The organism is Sporomusa intestinalis (assembly GCF_055383785.1).
Genome location: NZ_AP042390.1, coordinates 4644920 through 4666070, shown reverse-complemented (window position 1 = coordinate 4666070; position 21151 = coordinate 4644920). Strand labels below are relative to the sequence as shown.

The window sequence follows — 21151 nt, the reverse complement described above, 5'->3', positions numbered from 1 at the left end:
TAAAATTAAAGAAAAAGGAGGAAAAATATGGTAAGATGTGCGAGGAAAAAAAGTGTTACTGGCATCTATCATGTGATGCTGCGGGGGATCAACCGGCAGGCGATTTTTATTGATGAAGCGGATAATTGCCGCTTTATAGAAACGTTGAAGCGTGCCAAGGCTAATGGCGGTTATGCTATTTATGGATATTGTTTGATGGGGAATCATGTTCATCTCTTACTGCATGAACAAAAGGAAGAAATTGCCCTTGTTATGAAGCGCATCGGTACAAGTTATGCCCGGTGGTATAATGAAAAGTATGACCGGGTTGGTCATGTCTTTCAGAATCGGTTTCAAAGTGAGCCAATTGAGACAGAAGCATATTTATTATGTGCTTTAAGATATATCCATAATAATCCCTTAAAAGCAAAAATGGTAGTAAGGCCGGAAGCGTACAAGTGGAGCAGCTGTCAGGCCTATTACCAAGAGCAGGATTTTTATGATGGCTTGACTAATACTGAATTTGTATTAGCTGTCCTGAATAGTAACCGTGCGGCGGCTATAAAGCAATTTGCTGATTTTATGCAGCAGGAAAACGCTGATCAATTCATGGATTTTGTAGTAAAGCAGCACAAGGACGATGCAGATTTAGCTGAGGAAATTAGGAAGCTCTTACATGGACAACCTGTTTCAGCGTTGCAAAGCCTGAGTAGAGATAAACGAAATAATTTAATCAGGCTAATCAAAGGGATAGAAGGCGTAACCCAGCGGCAGGTTGCCCGGGTAACGGGAATTCATCAAAGTGTTATATTTAAGATTTAAATTAAAACGAAGCAAAATGAACGTCCCCGTGCTTCTCGTGCTTCTTTAAAAAATATGACGGATGGATTGAGACAAATGTATATTTATACTGATATTGTTGGTCAGTTTACCTGCCAGATGTGCGGAACCTGCTGCCGTAATCAGTGGCAGGTAACTGTGGATAAGGCCAGCTACCGCCGGAATGAGGCGCTGTTTGGCGCCAATGGGCGTACGGCTGAGTTTGAGCAGGCTTTTATTGTCCTTGCCGGCCGGAGTGGTTATGGCGAGCACGCTTATATTGCCAAACAAGCCGGCGGTGGCTGTTGGTTTTTAGGGGCAGGTAACCTGTGCCGGCTGCACCAAGAGGCCGGCCACAGCCATCTTGACGCCGTTTGCCGGACCTTTCCCCGTTACCCGGTGAGTACAGCCCGCGGACTCGAAATCACCCTGAGTTTTAGCTGTCCGGCGGTATTAGAACTAGCCGACCGGGAGGAAGGGCTGCGGCTTATTAGAGCCGAGGACCCGCCGCTGGAGCTTGTTGCTGACAACTATGCCGCTGAGATTTATCCGCAGCAGCAGCCGGACCGGCAGCCTCTTCGCTATTATTTTGAACTGGAAAGCCATTTTATTGATCTTCTGCAGTGCCGGGCGATGCCCCTGGGCGAACGGCTGGCCTTTCTGGCCGATACGGTACAGGCCGTGGACAAGCTGGCGGGAAGCCAGGACATCTCCCGCCAGCTGACGGCCCTGTTTAACCGCAACTACGACTGGCTGGAGGAACTGGCTGCCGCCCGCGAGCCTGCCCGGCTGGAGGCAGGCAGCGGTTTGCTGGAAAATTTTTTTGTTAGTCTGTTATTTAAGAAACCTTTTTATATTTTTGGTTTTTCCCGGACGCTGCTGCTGTTAAACCGTATCTGGCAGCGGCTGCTGGGAGCTGATGACCTGGGCCGGGAAATTATGCGGCTGGAGCTGCAGTATGGCCATGACCGGCAGGCGCTGCTGCGTTAGATAGGAAGAACGCTTAGCCCGGAACGGCGGGAGCAAAGAAAAAGTTGCTGCTGATAAAAGTTGGCAGAGAAGGCAGGGGGAAAGGCGGCAGCAAGCGAATTTAGAGAAAATAGACGGTTCGACGGGTTGTACCCACACAAAAATCAGTAAAGCCAAAGGACAGCAAAACATGAAAAAATCAGTTTTACAGGAGATTCAGCCCGCTGTTATTCAATATGCGAAAATGATTGCCCATGTTATCCGGGTGGATGTGGAAATCGTCGATGCCGGCTTAGTGCGCATTGCCGGCACCGGCATCTATGACCGGGGCATCAATGAAGATATGTCGGAGGAAGGTTTTGTCTATAAGCATGTGCTGGCTACCGGCAAGCCCCAATATATTGAAGAGCCGGGCCGGCACGAACTTTGCTGCCGCTGTCCCAAGCAGGGCTGTTGTGAGGAAAAACTTGAATTATGTACTCCCATTACCCTGGGCGAGGAGATTATCGGGGTTATTGGGCTGATTTGCTTTGCCGAAGCGCAAAGGAACCAAATCATGCAGGATTTAAGCTTTTATCAGCTGTTTCTGGAGCAGATCGCCGGCTTTATCAGTGCCAAGGCTTATGAGCGGCAGGACAGCAAACGGAATGAGCGGATGCTGGAAGTGCTGCTGCAGGTCATCAATAATGTGGACAATGGGGTCTTGGTGCTGGACGAAGCGGGCAAAATCATCCAGATAAATGACAGCGCCTGCAAACAGCTGCAGCTGACTGCCGACTCTATCGGCAAACCGGTGGCGATGGCTGCCACCAGCGATTCCCTGCTGGGTGTGGAAGAATACAAAGTAGTCATTGATAATACCACCTATTTTCTCATAGGCAGTTTATTGTCCGTATCACCAGGCCTGCCTTCCTATGACCGGATTTTTATATTTAATGAAATAAAAAATGTAAAATCCGGTATTTATGATTTAACCAAAGTCGATATGCCGGTCACCCTGGATAATCTTGTCGGTTGTTCCCCGGCGACGGAGCAGCTCAAAACCAAGCTGACGAAACTGGCTGATTCTAATTCCACCGTTTTAATCATTGGCGAAAGCGGTACCGGCAAGGAGGTTGTGGCCAGAGCCATTCACGCGGTCAGCAACCGCAGCGATAAGCCGTTTATCGGTATCAATTGCGCCGCTATCCCTGACATGCTGCTGGAAAGTGAATTATTCGGCTATGTGAAGGGGGCCTTCTCCGGCGCCGATCCCCGGGGGAAAATCGGCAAGTTTGAACTGGCCAATAAAGGGGTCATCTTTTTGGATGAGATTGGCGATATGCCCCTGTATCTGCAGGTGAAACTATTACGGGTGCTGCAGGAGCGCCAACTCGTGCGTATTGGCTCTAACCAGCTGATATCCTTGGATATCCGCGTTATTGCCGCCACCAACAAGGACTTGAAAGAACTCATCAAAGAAAAAAAATTCCGGGAAGATTTATACTACCGGTTAAATGTAATACCCATCGAGGTGCCGCCGCTCCGTAGCCGCGTGGAAGATATTGAGCCGCTGGTGCACTCCCTGATTGGCAAGTACGGCGGTTTGTTCAGCAAAAAGATTCGCGGGATTGACCGCGAAACCATGGGGATACTGCTGCAGTACAATTGGCCGGGGAACATCCGGGAACTGGAAAATACCATCGAGTTTATGATTAATATGGCCGATGACAGTGGCTGGCTAACCACGGATACCCTGCCGCGGAGTTTCCTGGACAACCGGGCTGGGCAGCCGGCGCCGGCAGAACCGGCTGCTGTTAAGACTTTGCGCCAGGTGGAACAGGAACACATTTTACAGGCTGTCCGGCGGTTTGGGGATACAACCCAGGGAAAACTGGCTGCCGCCAGGCAGTTGGGAATTGGCATAGCCACCCTATACAGAAAATTACGTGAAATCGAAGAAACACAGTAGCCGCTAACGTAATTTATACCGGTTTTCGTGACGTAGCAATATGCTTTCTACCTTAAACTTATTCTTTGTGGGTAGAGAGCATATATTTTTTTACCTGCATAAGTATGGCCTTGCCGGAGCCGGAAGGGGGAGCTATACCCCTTCCGGCCCAGGCGAGCGGCTAAGTTCCCGGCTAAGGGCGACTAACTTTCAGCTGGGTTAAAGCCCCACCTGAAGCCAAGTACTATTTTATCAATCTGATAAAAACTTGCTGCCAAAACCACGCCTTGTAGCCAACAAACTACTGTCCAGGGCGTAAAAGTAGCAATTCTTTATCTATTTATCATATTGATAAAGTTATTATTTTGATAAAAGAAAATAAGAGAATTCAGGCCCCGGTCAGGCTGGGGCCATAACGCGCAGAGCGGGCAGGATATGGTTTTATTCCTGTTTATGGCCTGAATACGAAGCTTTCCCTATTAACCGGAATAATTTTCAGAGCATTGAACATATTGGCACGATCTTTGCAATGGTAATTAGCAGAGACAGACATAAACCAGAAAAGAGGGTACAAGAATGGACCAGAAAATCAAATGGGTTAAAAATCAGATGATGGATAAAACGGAGAAATCATCGATTGACTTTTTGAGCTGCCAGGAAATTCGCAAAGTACGCGAGTTCCATAAGAGTTTCCCTGAATATAGCCAGACTCCGCTGCGGAGTTTGGCAGAACTGGCCAGTTATCTGGGCGTCGGCGGCATATATCTGAAGGATGAATCCTACCGCTTTGGCCTGAATGCCTTTAAAGTCCTGGGCGGCTCCTATGCGATGGGGAAATACCTGGCGCAGCGTCTGGGGCTGGACATCAGCAAGCTGGATTACCGGCAGCTAACCTCGGCGGCAGTCCGGCAACAATTGGGCGAGATTACCTTTACGACCGCAACTGACGGCAATCATGGCCGGGGTGTTGCCTGGACGGCCAGCCGGCTCAAGCAAAAAGCGGTGGTTTATATGCCCAAAGGTTCGTCCCTTACCCGCCTGGAGAATATCAGGGCCGAAGGCGCCGAAGCAGCCATTACCGACCTGAATTATGATGACGCCGTCCGGTTAGCAACAGAAAATGCCAGGAAATATGGCTGGGTGGTAGTACAGGATACTGCCTGGGAAGGGTACGAAGAAATTCCCGCCTGGATTATGCAGGGTTACGGTACCATGGCGCTGGAAGCGCTGGAACAACTCCAGGCCGCCGGGGTCGACAAGCCGACTCACGTGTTCGTGCAGGCCGGGGTAGGCTCGTTAGCCGGTGCCGTGCAAGGTTTCTTTGCTTCAGCCAGTCAGGGTGACGTTCCCCCAACGGTGGTCGTAGAGTCCGATCAGGCCGACTGCTTGTATCAATCGGCAGTGGCCAATGACGGCAGGCCCCGCATTGTCACCGGGGACCTGGCCACCATCATGGCCGGTCTGGCCTGCGGCGAACCCAATACCATCGGCTGGAATGTACTGCGGGACTATAGCTACCTGTTTGCGTCCTGCCCGGACTGGGTGGCGGCTAAAGGCATGCGGCTCCTGGGCAATCCTTTGGGCAATGACGCCAGAGTAATCTCCGGCGAGTCGGGGGCTGTTCCCGCCGGGCTCCTGGCCGAACTGATGACAAACCCGGAGCTGGCGGCGGCAAAAGAGAAACTCGGCCTCAATGAAAAGTCCAAAATTCTGCTGTTCAGTACCGAGGGCGATACCGATCCGGTGAAATACCGCGATATTGTCTGGAACGGCGAATATCCTGCGCCTGCGAAATAAGCCGCTCTGTACAGCGGGAACAACGTATAAGCAAAAACGAAAGGGGTCATCACCTTGAAACTGGAATTTGAAAAAATCCTGGAACTGGCGAAAAAGTATGAACCGGACATCAGTAAATTCCTGCGCGATATGATTGCTATCCCCAGCGAAAGCTGTCAGGAGGAACAGGTTATCCTGCGGATTAAAGAAGAAATGGAAAAAGTCGGCTTTGACAAAGTGGAAATTGATCCGATGGGCAACATTCTGGGCTATATCGGCCAGGGCCAACATATTATCGCCATGGATGCCCATATTGACACCGTGGGTGTCGGTAATCCGGAAAACTGGCAATACGATCCGTACCAGGGCTATGAGGATGATGAAATCATTATTGGCCGGGGCGCCAGCGACCAGGAAGGCGGCATGGCTTCCATGGTGTATGCCGGCAAAATTATTAAAGAGCTCGGGCTGGAAGACGACTATACCCTGGTCATGGTCGGCTCGGTCCAGGAAGAAGACTGTGACGGCCTCTGCTGGCAGTACATTATTCAGGAAGATAAGCTTAAGCCCGAATTTGTAGTCAGCACTGAGCCGACCGACGGCAAAATTTACCGGGGCCAGCGGGGCCGGATGGAGATCAAGGTGAAAACCACCGGTGTAAGCTGCCATGGCTCGGCCCCGGAACGGGGCGATAACGCCATCTATAAAATGGGTCCCATCCTAAGTGATTTAAAGGCCCTGCACGAAAACCTTATGGATCATGACTTTTTGGGCAAAGGCAGTCTGGCGGTATCGGAAATCTTCCATACCTCGCCCTCCCGCTGCGCCGTAGCCGACAGCTGCTGGATTTCCATCGACCGGCGCTTAACGGCCGGCGAAACCGGTCAGTATGCCATCCAGCAAATTAAGAATCTGCCGTCAGTCCAAGCCGCCAAGGCCGAGGTCAGCATGTATACCTATGAGCGGCCGGCTTATACCGGTCTGGTATATCCGACCGAATGCTACTTCCCGACCTGGCTGATTGCAAATGAGCATCCCGTATGTCATACCCTGGTGGATGCCTACCAGGGCCTGTTTAAAGAAGCGCCGCAAGTGGACAAATGGACCTTTTCGACCAACGGCGTTGCCATTATGGGGCGGTTTGGCATTCCCTGCATCGGTTTCGGTCCCGGCCATGAAGATCAGGCCCACGCGCCGAACGAACGTACCTGGAAGAAGGAACTGGTTGACTGCGCCGCCATGTATGCTGCTATTCCGCTCATCTACACACAAAAATATGCGGACAAAATGACCAAAGAAACGAAAAATCTGGTATAAGGCTCCGGCTAAATTAAGTTACCTTATGGTAATACCACAATAATAGATAAATTATGAAAAAATCAGGGAGGAATCTACAAATGCAATCCATTTTCAGAGGAAGACATTTTATCAACCTGGAAGATTTTACTAAAGAAGAAGTAGATACTATGCTTGAGGTCTCTTTGGACCTGAAGAAAAAGTTTGCCATGGGTGTGCCCACTCCCTATTTACTGCATCAATCCATGTTTTTAATGTTTTTCGAGCAATCCACCCGCACCAGAAATTCCATGGAGGCCGGGTTTGCCCAACTCGGCGGCCACGCCGGCTTTTTAGATTCCAGCAGCATGCAGATCGCCCACGGGGAAAGCGCCAAAGACACCGCCATTATTCTGTCCCGTTTCGGTCATGCCATTGCCTGCCGGTACTGCAACTGGGGCTATGGCAACAAATACCTTACCGAAATGGCCCAATGGTCGTCAAAGCCCATCATGAACCTGCAATGCGATCTGTATCACCCGTTCCAGGCCTTAGCCGACCTCATGACCATGAAAGAAAAAATCGGCGATTTAAAACGGGTCAAAGTGTCCATTATCTGGGCGTATGCCGAAAGCCACAAAAAGCCGATTTCCGTGCCTGTATCTCAGGTGCTGCTGTTCCCCCGCTACGGTATGGATGTTGTCCTGGCTCATCCGCAAGGCTGGGAACTGCCTGACTGGGTAATTGCCCAGGCTAAGGCCAATGCCGAAAAATACGGCGGTTCGGTCACTGTTACCGATAATGAGGCCGAAGCTTACGCCGGCGCTCATATCGTAATTCCGAAAAACTGGGGCAACTGGGTAACCGACCAGACCGGTGTGGCCGCTGCCGGCGCCGTGGCCGTAGTGGACGACAAACTCAAAGCCCAAAGATCCTGGAAATGCACCGAGGCCAAAATGGCTACCGCCGACAAAAACGTGATGTACATGCATGCCCTGCCGGCCGACCGCAACAATGAAGTGGAAGATTCGGTCATCGACGGTCCCCATTCCATCGTGTACGACGAAGCCGAAAACCGCCTCCATACTGCCAAGGCGGTAATGACCCTGTTAATGGGCGGCCGATAAGCATGGCTAAATTAGCTGTTATCGCTATTGGGGGCAATTCCTTAATCCGGGATAACACGCGCCAGACGGTAGAAGACCAGTACGCTGCCGTCTGCGAGACGGCCAGGCATATTGTCGGCATGATCGAGCAGGGGTATGAGGTCATCATTACCCATGGCAACGGACCGCAGGTCGGCTTTATTCTCCGGCGGTCGGAAATTGCCAACGAAGTGGCCGGCATGCATTTCGTGCCGCTGGTGGCCTGCGGCGCCGATACGCAGGGCGCCATCGGCTACCAGATCCAGCAGGCTATGGATAACGAATTTAAGCAACGAGGCCTGGACAAATCCGCCATCACCCTGGTTACGCAGGTAGTGGTGGACGGTAATGACCCGGCTTTTCAAAAACCGACCAAGCCCATCGGCTCCTTCTATACCCGGGAGCAGGCGGAAAAAATTCAAAAGGAGCATCCCGACTGGGTCATGGTAAGCGACGCCGGCCGGGGCTTCCGCCGGGTAGTGGCCTCGCCGCTGCCGCTTGAGATTGTCGAAAAAGAGGTCATCCATAAACTGGCGCTGGACGGCTACTGTATGATCGCCGTCGGCGGCGGCGGTATTCCGGTCATCCGCCGGGAAGACGGCACCTTCACCGGTGTCGATGCCGTTATTGACAAAGATTTTGCCGCCAGTCTGCTGGCCGCTGCGGTTAAGGCCGATGAACTCATCATTTCCACCGGGGTGCCGAAAGTGTATTTAAACTACGGCCAGCCGGACGAAAAAGCCCTGGACAGAGTCACGCTGGCGGAATTGAAGGAATATGTCAAGGAAAACCATTTCGCGCCCGGCAGCATGCTGCCCAAGATCCAGGCTGTCATCCGCTTTCTGGAGAATGGCGGCAGGAAAGCCATTATTACCAATCCGGAGTCGCTGGAAGCGGCGGTGGCCGGAAACACGGGAACTCACGTAATGTTGTAAAGGCAAGGCAGAGGTACTCCCGTGCCGGAGTATCTCTGCCATACCTTGCATGGTTTGGCAAAGCAACTGATTGATATAGAAAAATCCGCGGTTATGACATGTGACCAGCAAGCCGTCAGCCGCTTTACGATGTATAGGCAGTGCAAACATTTCACAAGTAAGGATCACACAACTAAAATTGCGAATATTGGCAAAAGAGGTGCAACTCACCAGTGAAAACCAAAGTAGCTCCTGTTGATGAAATGCTGCCCAAAGGACAGTTATTTACCTACGGACTGCAGCACGTGCTGGCCATGTACGCCGGCGCAGTGGCAGTACCGCTCATTATTGCCAATGCATTAGGCTTGCCGCAGGCCCAGCTGATTTACCTCATTCAGTGCGATCTGGTGGTGGGCGGGATCGCCACGCTGATCCAGGCCCTGGGCATCGGGAATATGGGGATTCGGAGCCCTATTATGCAGGGAGTATCCTTCGCCGCCGTAGCGCCTATGGTCCTGGTAGGCAAAGCACACGGGCTGACGGCAATTTTTGGCGGCACGATCGCCGCCGGCATCATCGGCTATTTCCTCAGCCCCTACTTCAGTAAGCTGATCCGCTTTTTCCCCAAGGTTGTCACCGGTACTATCATTACCCTGATTGGCGTGTCGCTGCTGCCGGTGGCCGTGCGCTGGGCCGGGGGCGGGAATCCGGCGGCGGCGGACTTTGCCGACTTTTCCAATATCGCGCTGGCCTTTACGGTACTGGCCATTGTTATTGTTCTGTACCGCCTGTTGGCCGGTTTTTGGAGTAATATCGCCGTCCTGCTGGGACTGGTGGCCGGCACCCTGCTGGCTGTTCCCCTGGGCATGGCCGACTTCTCGCAGGTAGCTGCCGCCGACTGGATTGCCATTGTTACTCCCTTTGCTTTCGGCCTGCCGGTCTTTGATCTAACGTCTATTTTTGCCATGACCTTGGTGTTTCTGGTCATCATGACTGAAACCACCGGCGACATTATTGCGGTTGGCGAAATTGTCGACAAACCGGTAACCAGTGACGATTTGGCCCGCGGTCTGCGCGCCGATTCATTTTCCACCTTGCTGGGCGGTATCATGAATACCTTCCCGCATTCCGCCTTTGCCCAAAACGTCGGCCTGCTGGCTTTATCCGGTATTAAAAGCCGCTATGTGGTCGTGGCGGCCGGGCTTATCCTGGGAGCGCTCGGTTTATTTCCCAAAGCGGCCGCCGTAGTTGCCGCCATCCCCCACCCGGTACTCGGCGGTGCAGGCATTGCCATGTTTGGCATGGTGGCAACCAGCGGCATCCGGTCCCTGGCCAAAGTGTCATTTGACGGCAATCATAACGCCATGATAGTGGCTGTAAGCCTGGGGGTTGGTCTTATACCGCTGGCTGCGCCCGGCTTTTATCACAAGCTGCCGCAGTTTGCCCAATTAATTCTCCACAGCGGCATTACCGCCGGCAGTGTCAGCGCGCTGGTCCTCAATTATTTCTTTAATGAATGCGGCAAGAAAGCCGCGGCTGACGGCGGAATGGCGGAAACCGCCGGCCATCATTGCTGAAAGGGCGTTTTTCTAAGAGGCTTGTCGCAGCAAAACCTGTCCTGAACAGGAGGATTACGTATGTACAGCTTTATACTCAACGGTCAGCCGGCCGTCTGTGACACGGACATAAACCTGCTGGTGTACCTGCGGGATTTTGCCCGGCTTACCTCGGTAAAAAACGGCTGCGCCGAAGGCGCCTGCGGGGCGTGTATGGTGCTGCTGGAGGGAAAGGCCGTGCGGGCTTGTGTGCTGACAACGGCCAAAATCGCCGGCAAAACCCTGCTCACAGTGGAAGGCTTGTCCGCACGGGAAAAAGATATTTACAGCTGGGCTTTTGCCGCCGCCGGGGCCGTACAGTGCGGCTTCTGCATCCCCGGCATGGTAATCAGCGCCAAGGCGCTGTTGGGTAAAACCGCCTGTCCTACCGCGGCCGAGGTGAAAAAAGCGCTGCACGGCAATATTTGCCGTTGTACCGGCTATGTAAAAATTGAGCAGGCCGTGCTGCAGGCCGCCAAAGCCCTGCGGGAAGGCTTTACGCCGCCGGCGGAGAGTGACTATAAAGTGGGCGACAGAATGCCGCGCATTGATGCCCGTGACAAAGTACTGGGCTTGGCTGAATACGTGGACGACATGTATGTGGCCGGCATGCTGCACGCCGCCATTTTACGGGCCCCGAGCCCGCGGGCGCTGATCAAACGCATTGATATCTCCCCCGCCCTGGAGCTCGCCGGCGTCGCAGCCGTCATCACCGCCAGGGATATTCCCGGGCGCCGCCATCAGGGACACATTATTCCCGACTGGCCGGCCTTTATCGCGGAGGGGGAGAAAACCCGCTATATCGGCGACGCCCTGGCGGCTGTGGCTGCCGCCAGCAAAGAAATCGCCCAGGCGGCCGTCAAACTAATTCGCGTGGAGTACGAGGAACTGCCGCCGCTGGTCTCGCCCCGGCAGGCGCTGGCTAACGATGCGCCGCCGCTTCACCCCCAAGGGAACCTGCTGGCCAAAACCGTGTTGAAACGCGGCGACGCCGACGCCGCCATTGCCGTGGCCAGGCATGTTGTCCGTCAGCGTTACACCACGCCGTTTACCGAGCATGCCTTTCTGGAGCCGGAAAGCGCCCTGGCCGTTCCCCAGCCGGACGGCACCCTGACAGTGTATACGGCCGGGCAGAACGTCTACGATGATCATCATGGCATTGTTTCCCTGCTGGGAGTGGCGGAAACCGACGTTCGCATTGTCAGCAAAATGGTGGGCGGCGGCTTTGGCGGCAAAGAAGATTTATCCGTGCAGCATCATGCCGCGCTGTTGGCCTGGCATGCCAAACAGCCGGTGAAACATACGCTGAGCCGGCAGGAGAGCCTTTTTGTCCATCCCAAGCGCCATGCCATGGAAATGGAGTTTGTTACGGCCTGTGACGAACATGGCGTTATTACGGCCATGAAAGCCGAGATTCTGGCCGACACCGGCGCCTATGCCTCACTGGGCGGGCCGGTGTTGCAGCGGGCCTGCACCCATGCCGCCGGGCCGTACCGGATCGCCAATGTGGATATTACCGGCCTGGGTGTCTACACCAATAATCCGCCCGCCGGCGCCTACCGGGGTTTTGGCGTTACCCAGTCCTGTTTCGCCATGGAAACCAATATCAATCTGCTGGCCGAACAGGTAGGCCTGTCCCAGTGGGAAATACGCTGGCGCAATGCCATCGAACCCGGCCAGGTCTTGCCTAACGGCCAAATTACCGATCAGGGCACCGCACTGAAAGAAACGCTGCTGGCGGTTAAAGCGGCTTTTGACTCCAGTCCTCACGCCGGTCTGGCCTGTGCCATGAAAAACGCCGGCATCGGTGTCGGACTGCCGGACATTGGCCGGGTAAAGCTGAAAATTGCTAATGGCCAGGTCGTCATTCTTACCGGGGCGGCCTGTATCGGCCAGGGCTTGGTCACGGTTATGACCCAGATTGTAGCGGAAACGACAGGCCTGGATGCTTCCCGGATAGCGGCCGTTGCCCCGGATACCAGCCTCACCCCCGACTCCGGCACCACCACCGCCTCCCGGCAGACGGTATTTACCGGCGAGGCCACCCGCCAGGCGGGCCTGAAGCTTAAAGCAGCCCTGGCGGCAGCCTCCCTGTCTGAACTGGAAGGCCGCGAATTTTACGGCGAATACTCAGGGATAACCGACCCCATGGGCTCTGACAAACCCAACCCGGTCAGCCATGTCGCCTATGGCTATGCCAGCCAGGTTGTCATTGTCGACGCAGCCGGCAAGCTGCTTCAAGTGGTTGCCGCCCATGATGTCGGCAAAGCCATTAACCCGCTGGGGGTGGAAGGTCAGATTGAAGGCGGTGTGGTTATGGGCCTGGGCTATGCGCTGACCGAAGACTTTCCGCTTCAGGCCGGCATTCCCCAGGTTAAATTCGGCACGTTAGGCCTCTTCCGGGCCGGCAATATCCCGGCAATACAAAGTATCATCATCGAAAAGAACCAAGCCGAACTGGCCTATGGGGCCAAAGGCGTCGGCGAAATCACCTCGGTTCCCACCGCTCCGGCCGTAGCCGCCGCGTACCTTAGGCTGGACGGCAAAGTCCGCAGCGATTTACCGCTGCAGGAGACGCCCTACAGCCGGAAAAAATGATATAATTTTTGGACGACTTTGCCGCCGTCAATGCGGTGTATGCCCAATATTTTACCGGCGAATTCCCCGCCCGGGCCTGCGTGGAGGTAGCCCGCCTGCCCAAGGACGCCCTGGTGGAAATAGAAGCCGTTGCCCTCTGCCAATAACGAACATAACCGGGAGGAATGACAAATGGGAGACTTAATGAGACCAGTTCCCCTGCCCCAGCTTATTGCGCGGATTTTTGAAGAATATGCAGCCGATCGCTCTGTCTTTGGCTATCCTTCCTGCCATTTTTTCCATAAGAAGAACCGGCAGACCTTTGCCCTGTTTGGCGAAACCATTGAGACGGCCGTAGGCCCCGCTGCCGGGCCCCATACCCAGTTAGCCCAGAATATTGTGGTGGCGTACCTGGCCGGCGCCCGTTTTATTGAGTTGAAAACCGTGCAGGAACATGAGCCGCCTGTCGCCAAACCCTGCATTGACGCCGACGACGAAGGCTTCAACACCGAGTGGTCCAGCGAGTTCACGGTGGAAAAAGCGTATGAGGAGTACATCAAAGCCTGGGTGCTTTTGCACCTGGTCGAGGAGGTTTTCGGCCTTAGCCAAAGCGGCCGGCGTTCCTTTATCTTTAATATGAGCGCCGGTTATAACCTGGCCGGCATTCAGTCGCCGCGCATGGATGCCTACTTAAATAATCTGCGGGACGCTTCGCAGCACCCGTATTTTAAACAATGCCTGGCGGAATTGGCGGCACGGCTTGGGGAGGGCGGCTTCCTCCGGGGCACCGGCCTGGAAGAACGGCTGCCGCGGCTGGCCGGGATAACGGAACGCATTTCCGGCCAGGTCTGCCAGTCGATTACCCTGTCGACCATGCACGGCTGTCCGCCGGCCGAAATCGAGCGAATCTGCGGTTATTTGCTGACTGAGAAAAAGCTTGACATGTACGTGAAGCTGAATCCTACCCTGCTAACTTACGAGGGTGTGCGCGCCATATTCGATAAAACCGGTTTTGACTATGTCGAACTGGCGGCAGAATCCTTTCAGCATGACCTGCAGTATACTGACGCCGTTCCCATGCTGACAAGGCTCAGGCAACTGGCGGCCGCCCACGGGCGTTTCTTGGGCGTTAAGCTGACGAATACCTTAGGATCGGTCAATTTTAAAGGCAAGCTGCCAGGCGGCGAAATGTACATGTCCGGCCGGGCCCTGTTCCCGCTGTCCATTACTCTGGCGGCCAAACTGTCGGCCGAGTTTCAGGGGGAAATGCCGATTTCCTTCTCCGGCGGGATTACCGAACACAATGTGACCGACGTATTTGCCACAGGCATCAAACCGGTCACGCTGGCTACCGATCTCTTAAAGCCCGGCGGCTATGCCCGCCTGGCGGCCATTGCCGCGAGACTGGAGACCGCGCCGGGCTGGGAAAGGGTCAAAATTGACATTGCCGGGCTGCAAGCGTTGGCTGAAAAAGCCCTGACGGCCCACTATTCGCAAAAACATTTCCGGGGTTTCCGTAAAGCCGCGGTTCAAGGGCCGCTGCCGCTCCTGGACTGTGCAGTTGCGCCCTGTAAGACGGCCTGTCCCATCAGTCAGGATATTCCCGAGTACATCCGGCTTGTCGGGCACAAGCGCTATGCCGAGGCGCTGGCGCTTATTTATGAAAAAAATGCCCTGCCGGGGATTACCGGTGCCATCTGCGATCATGCCTGCCAGCATAATTGTACCCGGCTGGATTATGAAGGCTGTGTACAAATCCGTGAGGTCAAGCGGCTGGCGGTGGAACAGGGCGGGGAGGAATACCGCCGGCAATATGTAGTGCCTACACGCCAGAACGGCTTAAAAGTGGCCGTAATGGGGGCCGGCCCGGCCGGTCTGGCCGCCGCTTTCTTTTTGGCCCGCCAGGGCATCGGCGTGACCGTGTACGAAACCCGCGCGAGCGCCGGCGGCACCGTGAAGCACGTTATTCCGCATTTCCGGATCAGCCGGGAGACCATTGACAATGACATTCAATTTATCCAGGACCATGGCGTCGAGTTTGTATTTAATTCCCGCCCCGGGCTCACACCGGCCGAGCTCAAACAACAAGGGTACAAGTATGTCGTCGTCGCTGTCGGCGCCGGCGCGGAGAAACCCTTTACCCTTACCGCCGCCGGCGGTAAAGAACCGCAAATCATTCCGGCCCTGCAGTTTCTGGCCCAATTCAATAAAGATGCGTCAGCCCTCCAATTAGGCAAACAGGTTATTACCATCGGGGCCGGCAACACCGCTATGGACGCCAGCCGCACCTCGCTCCGGGTGCCGGGTGTCGAAGCAAGTTCCATTGTCTACCGCCGCTCGCGGCAAGAAATGCCGGCCGATCGTGCCGAATACGAACTGGCCCTGGCTGATCAGGTGGCTTTTCATTTCCTGGTCAAGCCAGAGAAAATCGACGCTGCCGGCCGGCTTGTCTGCCAGATTATGCGGCCCGGCCGGCCTGACGCCGGCGGCCGCCGCCGCAGCGAGCCTACCGGCGAGTACAAGACCTTTGCCGCCGATACCATTATCCTCGCGATCGGCGAAGATATCAACGCGGCTTTGCTGGCCACACTGGGCATTACCACAGCGGCCCGGCAAGTCACGAATATCGACAATGTATATATAGCCGGCGATGCCCGGCAAGGCGCTTCCTCCATTGTCAGGTGCATAGCCGACGGCCGGAGCGCCGCAGACGCGATTTGTGAACGGGAAGTTCCCGGCTTTTTGCGCACCGCCGCGGCACCCGCCCGGGCCCGGTGTGAGCAGGTTCAGGAAATTACGGCCAAAAAATGCGGCCTGCGGGGCGCGGCTAGCCTGACGGCCGAAGGCCCGGGCCAGGTTGACGCGGCAACCGGCGACAGGGAATACAGCCGCTGCCTGGAGTGCAGCTATGTCTGCAATAAATGTGTGGAAGTCTGCCCGAACCGTGCCAATCTGCCGATTCCGGTGGCGCCTGGCGGCGCCAATTATAGTCAGATCATTCACCTTGACGCGTTCTGCAACGAATGCGGCAACTGTGCGGGCTTTTGCCCGTGGGAAGGCCGCCCCTTCACCGATAAGCTTACCGTATTCAGCCGCCGCGACGACTTCGACGCTAGTCAAAACAACGGCTTCCTGGTGGAGGGTAATACCGTAATGCTGCGAGCCGGGGGTGTGGTGACGGCCCATGCCTTGCAAAACGGACAGCTTGGTCCAACTGGCGATCCTGCTTTCGACCAGGTGGCAGCGATATTTAATTACCTGTACACTAGGCGGCCGGCCTTATTTGGCCCGGTAGCGGAATAGGGGAGGAATTATTGTGCTGGTACTGAAAAACGCCACTGTTGTCGAATTTTACCCGGCTTCGATCCGGCCCGGCGTGGATATTGTCGTCGACGGCAGCAAAATCATTGCTGCCGGTGCGGGCGCCGCCGCCGGTATTGAGGCCGACCGCGTGCTTGACCTGGGGGGCAAAATTGTGATGCCAGGCATTGTCTGCAGCCACAATCACTTTTATTCCGGCCTGGCCAGAGGCATTACCGCCCGTATTGCCCCCAGCCCCGACTTTGTGTCGGTGCTGAAAAATTTGTGGTGGCGGCTGGATCTGGCCATTGACGAAGAAATTCTTTATTACAGCGGTCTGGTGTGTTCCCTGGAAGCCATCCGCTGCGGTACTACGGCGGTTATTGACCACCATGCCTCGCCGGCCTTCATTAAGGGTTCGCTCAAAACCCTGAAACAGGCGTTTGAGGAAACCGGTCTGCGCGGCATTACCTGTTATGAAACCACCGACCGCAATGGGGGCCGGCGGGAAGTCGAGGCCGGCGTACAGGAGAACGTTGATTTTGCCGAACTATGTGAAGCCGACAAAGCGGCGACCGGCGGCAATCACCTGGTAGAGGCCATGATTGGCGGTCACGCCCCGGTAACGATGCCTGACGCCGCCCTGGAACTGATGCGGGACGCCGTGCAGGCGACAGGGCGGGGCATTCATGTGCACGTGGCCGAGGACCGCTATGATGTGTCTCACAGCCATCATCTGTACGGCAAAGACGTAATCGTCCGCCTGCAGGAATTTGGCTTGATCAATGACAAGGCGCTGTTGGTGCACGGTGTATACCTGTCCGACCAGGATATTGGGATTATTAATGACGCCGACGCCTTTCTGGCGCATAACGCCCGTTCCAACATGAACAATGCCGTTGGCTACAGCCCGAAACTGCCCCTGTACAACAACCTCGTGCTGGGGACGGACGGCATGGGCAGCGACATGTGGGAGGAAATGAGGTTTGCCTACTTCAAGCATAAAGACGCCGGCGGTCCCCTGTGGCCTGACAGCTATCTTACGTTCCTGCATAATGGCAATGCGCTTTTAAAACGGTACTTTGCCGCTGATTTCGGCCGGGTGGCTCCCGGCTGCAAAGCCGACCTGGCCGTGCTTGATTACCAGGCGCCCACGCCGCTGGTACCGGGCAATATCGGTGGCCATATTGCCTTTGGCCTGGACTCCCGGGATGTGACCGACGTTATCATCAACGGCAAAATCGTGCTGGAAAACCGGCAATTTCCCTTTGCTGTCAGACCAATTTATGATCAGGCCCGCAAGGTCGCGCAGCGCCTGTGGGATACTATGGATAAGCTGCCGTAAGGCAATACTGCGGCCGCAGCTGATCCCAGAGCGGATTGCGGCAGTGGGCCGGGTATGTCCGGTTCACTGCCGCTGCTGCATTCTTTCCCCGCAAGAGCCGGCCGAAGTGCGAACCGGGAGCTTTCCCAGGCATGATATTAAGCAGACAACCTGCAGGTTAGCTGTCGGATCATGTTAGCCGCCTAGCTGCGTTGTTCTGTTAAAAAAAGGGGGCCCTGCGAATGTCAACCCTGCTAATAAAAAATGCCGCTGCCATCGTCACGCTGGACGCCGCCGATAGAGTGCTGGAAAATCAGAATATTTTTATCCGGGATAACCATATTGAATATCTGGGGCCGGCGAGTCCGGCGGCGGCGGAAGTAATCCAGGCCGCCGGCATGATTGTTTATCCGGGCTTGATTAATACCCACCATCATCTGTACCAGACGTTTACCCGGAATTTGCCGCAGGTGCAGAACCTGGAACTGTTTTCCTGGTTGCGGACATTATATGAAATATGGCGGGGACTGACGCCGGAAAGCATCTATTACAGCGCCAGCGCCGGCCTGGGGGAACTGCTGAAGTACGGTTGCACGACCTGTTTTGATCATCACTACGTCTTTCCTAACACCGGCTCCCGCCAGTTTATTGATCAGCAATTTATGGCGGCTGAGCAACTGGGTATCCGTTTCCATGCCTCCCGCGGCAGTATGTCCAGAGGCCGCAGCAGCGGCGGTCTGCCGCCCGATGACCTGGTACAGACTTTGGACGAAATTTTAGATGACAGTGAACGGCTGATCGACCTGTATCATGATGACAGCCGTTACTCGATGCGGCAGGTTGCGCTCGCCCCCTGTTCGCCCTTCAGCGTTACCGCTGATCTGCTGAAAGCGACGGCAGACCTGGCCAGGGCGAAGAAGGTACGACTTCACACTCATTTGGCCGAGACACGGGATGAAGAAGAATACTGCCTGCAGCACTTTAACTTACGGCCGCTGGCGTATATGGAGAGCCTGGGATGGCTTGGCGCCGATGTTTGGTTTGCCCATGGCATTCACTTTAATGAACAGGAATTGCAACTGCTGGCCAGGACCAAGACCGGTGTCGCCCACTGCCCGGTTTCCAACCAGAAGCTGTCTTCCGGCATTGCCCGGATTCCCCGGATGCTCGAATTGGGTGTGCCAGTGGGGCTGGCAGTGGATGGCAGCGCCAGCAATGACGGCTCCAATCTCCTGGGAGAAATACGCGCCGCCTACCTGTTACACCGCCTGAATACCAGCGCCAAGGCGCCAAGCGCTTATGACCTGCTAAAAATGGCTACCCGCGGCAGCGCCGCAATACTGGGAAGAACGGATATCGGCAGTTTGGAAGTCGGCAAGGCGGCTGACTTATTTATGATTCAGGGCAATAGCCTCGAATATGTCGGGGCGCAGTTTGACCCTAAATCCCTGCCAGGCACCGTGGGCGTGGCCCGGCCGGCGGCGTATACCCTGGTAAACGGCAAGGTGGTAGTAAAGGACGGCCGGCTTTGCCAGATAGATGAAGAAAGAATGGCCGCCCGTGCCAATGATCTGGTTTGCAAACTGCTTGGCGTCTGAGAGGACGAGGTTTTTAACAGCTGCAGGGCATTTAGTCCGGGAGCCCCATTGCCCGCTAGAGCGGGAGCGTTTTGTATGGTAATTTGGTGAATTTAAAATTATCATTTTGATAGAAATATAAATTGACGGTGAAGAATGTAAGCGCAATAAGATCGCTGGCCTTAGGAAATGGAATTAAATAGGATGGTAAGCATAATGCCTTATCAAATTGATAGAATTTATCAATTTGATAAGGCATTATGCAGCTGTGTTCAGTCAATTTAGATTGATTATTTAGAATGTTATGGTAAATACAATATTGTTATTTAACCGTCCAGGCTTTATATGGCCTATGCCGGGCGGCGATTGCCGGCCGGCAACAAATTGTTTCCGGTTACCTAAGTGCTTTTTTGGCATGATTTTTGCACGATACTGATAAGTATAGCGATGAAAATTTTTCTGAAAGGAGCTGAGCAATGCCGTCCGCAGCCTAGGCCCGTCCACGCGAATAAAATGGGAGCAACCACTTGAAAACTAACGCGAGGGGATGTTAAAGTGACAGAGAATACGCGTCATCCGGTTGATGAAATGCTGCCAGCAGGGCAACTGTTTATTTACGGTCTGCAGCATGTACTGGCCATGTATGCCGGTGCGGTTGCCGTTCCGCTCATTATTGCCAATGCCATTGGCCTGACCCAAGAGCAGCTGATTTTCCTCATTAATGCCGATTTGTTTACCTGTGGGATTGCCACTCTGATTCAGACGCTGGGTTTTGGCAATATGGGTATCCGGATTCCCATGATTCAGGGTGTCACCTTTGCGGCCGTAACCCCCATGATCATCATCGGCAAGACCCATGGCATGACCGCAATCTATGGGGCCATTATCGTCGCCGGGATTATCACCTACCTGGTAGCCCCTTATTTCAGCAAACTGATCCGGTTTTTCCCGCCCGTCGTCACCGGTACCATTATTACAATAATCGGGGTTACCCTGATGCCTGTTGCCGTCATGTGGGCGGCCGGCGGCAATCCGTCGGCTCCTAATTTTGCCAGTGCGGAGAACATTGTCCTGGCCTTTGTGGTTATGCTCCTTGTCTTGTTTTTCTATAAGTACTTTACCGGTTTCTTAAGTAATATTGCCGTGCTTTTAGGCCTGATCTGCGGTACGGTTATCGCCATGCCCCTGGGAATGGTCAACTTCAGTCCGGTGGGCACGGCCAACTGGCTTGGTATTACCACTCCCTTCTGGTTTGGACTGCCCACTTTTGATGCTGCCTCCATCGCAGCCATGGTGCTGGTTATGCTGGTCGTTATGACTGAGACTACCGGTGACTGTATCGCCATTGGTGAAATTATTGAAAAACCCATTGAGCAGGAAGATTTGGCCAGATGCCTGCGGGCCGACGGCTTCTCGACCACGCTGGGCGGGATTCTCAACAGTTTCCCCTATACCGCTTTCGCGCAAAATGTGGGCCTGGTCGGTCTGACCCGCGTAAAAAGCCGGTTTGTCGTGGCGGCGGCCGGCGCCATTTTAATTGCCCTGGGCCTTGTACCCAAGCTGGCGGCGGTAATCGCGGCCATACCGCATCCGGTGCTGGGCGGAGCCGGCATCGTTATGTTTGGCATGGTGGCGGCCAGCGGCATCAAGACTTTGTCCAAGGTCAGCTTCGACGGCACGCATAATATTATGGTGGTAGGCATCAGTATCGGCATCGGGATGATTACCCTGGCAGTCCCTCAATTCTATCACGGCTTCCCTAACTGGCTGCAGGTAATTTTGCACAGCGGGATTACCGCCGGCAGCCTGGCCGCTATTCTTCTCAACCTTGTCCTGAACGGCAACATGGCAACAAATGATGTTGCCGCCGGGAAAGGAGTTTCGAGCGACAGCTAGAAGCAAACAGGGAACAGCCTGACTGGCTGTAGCGTCGCCTGGTGCCCTGGGCGGCACCGGATTAACGCTGGTTAT

13 protein-coding genes and 1 pseudogene are annotated in these 21151 nt (G+C 54.6%); all 14 read left to right on the top strand.

What is annotated here, in order from left to right; translation table 11 throughout:
- Window positions 1-27: 27 nt before the first annotated feature.
- The 14 genes and pseudogenes from ACZ481_RS21695 to ACZ481_RS21630 all read left to right on the top strand — a co-directional run bounded on the left by ACZ481_RS21695 (window position 28) and on the right by ACZ481_RS21630 (window position 21076).
- Window positions 28-801, top strand: a complete 774-nt coding sequence (locus ACZ481_RS21695) for a transposase (protein ID WP_464767411.1) — start codon at window positions 28-30, stop codon at window positions 799-801.
- Between the two features lie 75 nt (window positions 802-876).
- Window positions 877-1788 carry a flagellin lysine-N-methylase gene (gene fliB / locus ACZ481_RS21690; protein ID WP_464767410.1) on the top strand — a complete coding sequence of 304 codons (912 nt, stop codon included), beginning with the start codon at window positions 877-879 and terminating at the stop codon, window positions 1786-1788.
- Between the two features lie 169 nt (window positions 1789-1957).
- Complete coding sequence (locus ACZ481_RS21685) at window positions 1958-3718, top strand: sigma 54-interacting transcriptional regulator (RefSeq protein WP_464767409.1); 1761 nt, start codon at window positions 1958-1960, stop codon at window positions 3716-3718.
- A 555-nt stretch (window positions 3719-4273) separates the two neighbouring features.
- Window positions 4274-5494, top strand: coding sequence for a diaminopropionate ammonia-lyase (dpaL, locus tag ACZ481_RS21680; RefSeq protein ID WP_464767408.1), 1221 nt, complete (start codon window positions 4274-4276; stop codon window positions 5492-5494).
- 54 nt (window positions 5495-5548) lie between these two features.
- A complete protein-coding gene (locus tag ACZ481_RS21675; RefSeq protein ID WP_464767407.1) occupies window positions 5549-6790 on the top strand; it encodes a YgeY family selenium metabolism-linked hydrolase in 1242 nt (413 codons plus the stop codon).
- 80 nt (window positions 6791-6870) lie between these two features.
- On the top strand, window positions 6871-7875 hold the full coding sequence (locus ACZ481_RS21670; RefSeq protein ID WP_464767406.1) for an ornithine carbamoyltransferase: 1005 nt from the start codon (window positions 6871-6873) through the stop codon (window positions 7873-7875).
- Between the two features lie 2 nt (window positions 7876-7877).
- Window positions 7878-8828, top strand: a complete 951-nt coding sequence (gene arcC / locus ACZ481_RS21665) for a carbamate kinase (RefSeq protein WP_464767405.1) — start codon at window positions 7878-7880, stop codon at window positions 8826-8828.
- A 242-nt stretch (window positions 8829-9070) separates the two neighbouring features.
- Window positions 9071-10384, top strand: coding sequence for a nucleobase:cation symporter-2 family protein (locus tag ACZ481_RS21660; protein ID WP_464770680.1), 1314 nt, complete (start codon window positions 9071-9073; stop codon window positions 10382-10384).
- 60 nt (window positions 10385-10444) lie between these two features.
- On the top strand, window positions 10445-13000 hold the full coding sequence (gene xdh / locus ACZ481_RS21655; protein ID WP_464767404.1) for a selenium-dependent xanthine dehydrogenase: 2556 nt from the start codon (window positions 10445-10447) through the stop codon (window positions 12998-13000).
- An 8-nt stretch (window positions 13001-13008) separates the two neighbouring features.
- A pseudogene (locus ACZ481_RS21650) lies at window positions 13009-13146 on the top strand (Rid family hydrolase); the annotation flags it as partial.
- Between the two features lie 25 nt (window positions 13147-13171).
- Window positions 13172-16282 carry a putative selenate reductase subunit YgfK gene (gene ygfK, locus ACZ481_RS21645; protein WP_464767403.1) on the top strand — a complete coding sequence of 1037 codons (3111 nt, stop codon included), beginning with the start codon at window positions 13172-13174 and terminating at the stop codon, window positions 16280-16282.
- A 13-nt stretch (window positions 16283-16295) separates the two neighbouring features.
- Window positions 16296-17624, top strand: coding sequence for a putative aminohydrolase SsnA (gene ssnA, locus ACZ481_RS21640; RefSeq protein ID WP_464767402.1), 1329 nt, complete (start codon window positions 16296-16298; stop codon window positions 17622-17624).
- 221 nt (window positions 17625-17845) lie between these two features.
- Complete coding sequence (locus tag ACZ481_RS21635) at window positions 17846-19201, top strand: 8-oxoguanine deaminase (RefSeq protein WP_464767401.1); 1356 nt, start codon at window positions 17846-17848, stop codon at window positions 19199-19201.
- Window positions 19202-19768: 567 nt separating this feature from the next.
- Complete coding sequence (locus ACZ481_RS21630) at window positions 19769-21076, top strand: nucleobase:cation symporter-2 family protein (RefSeq protein WP_464770679.1); 1308 nt, start codon at window positions 19769-19771, stop codon at window positions 21074-21076.
- Window positions 21077-21151: the final 75 nt, after the last annotated feature.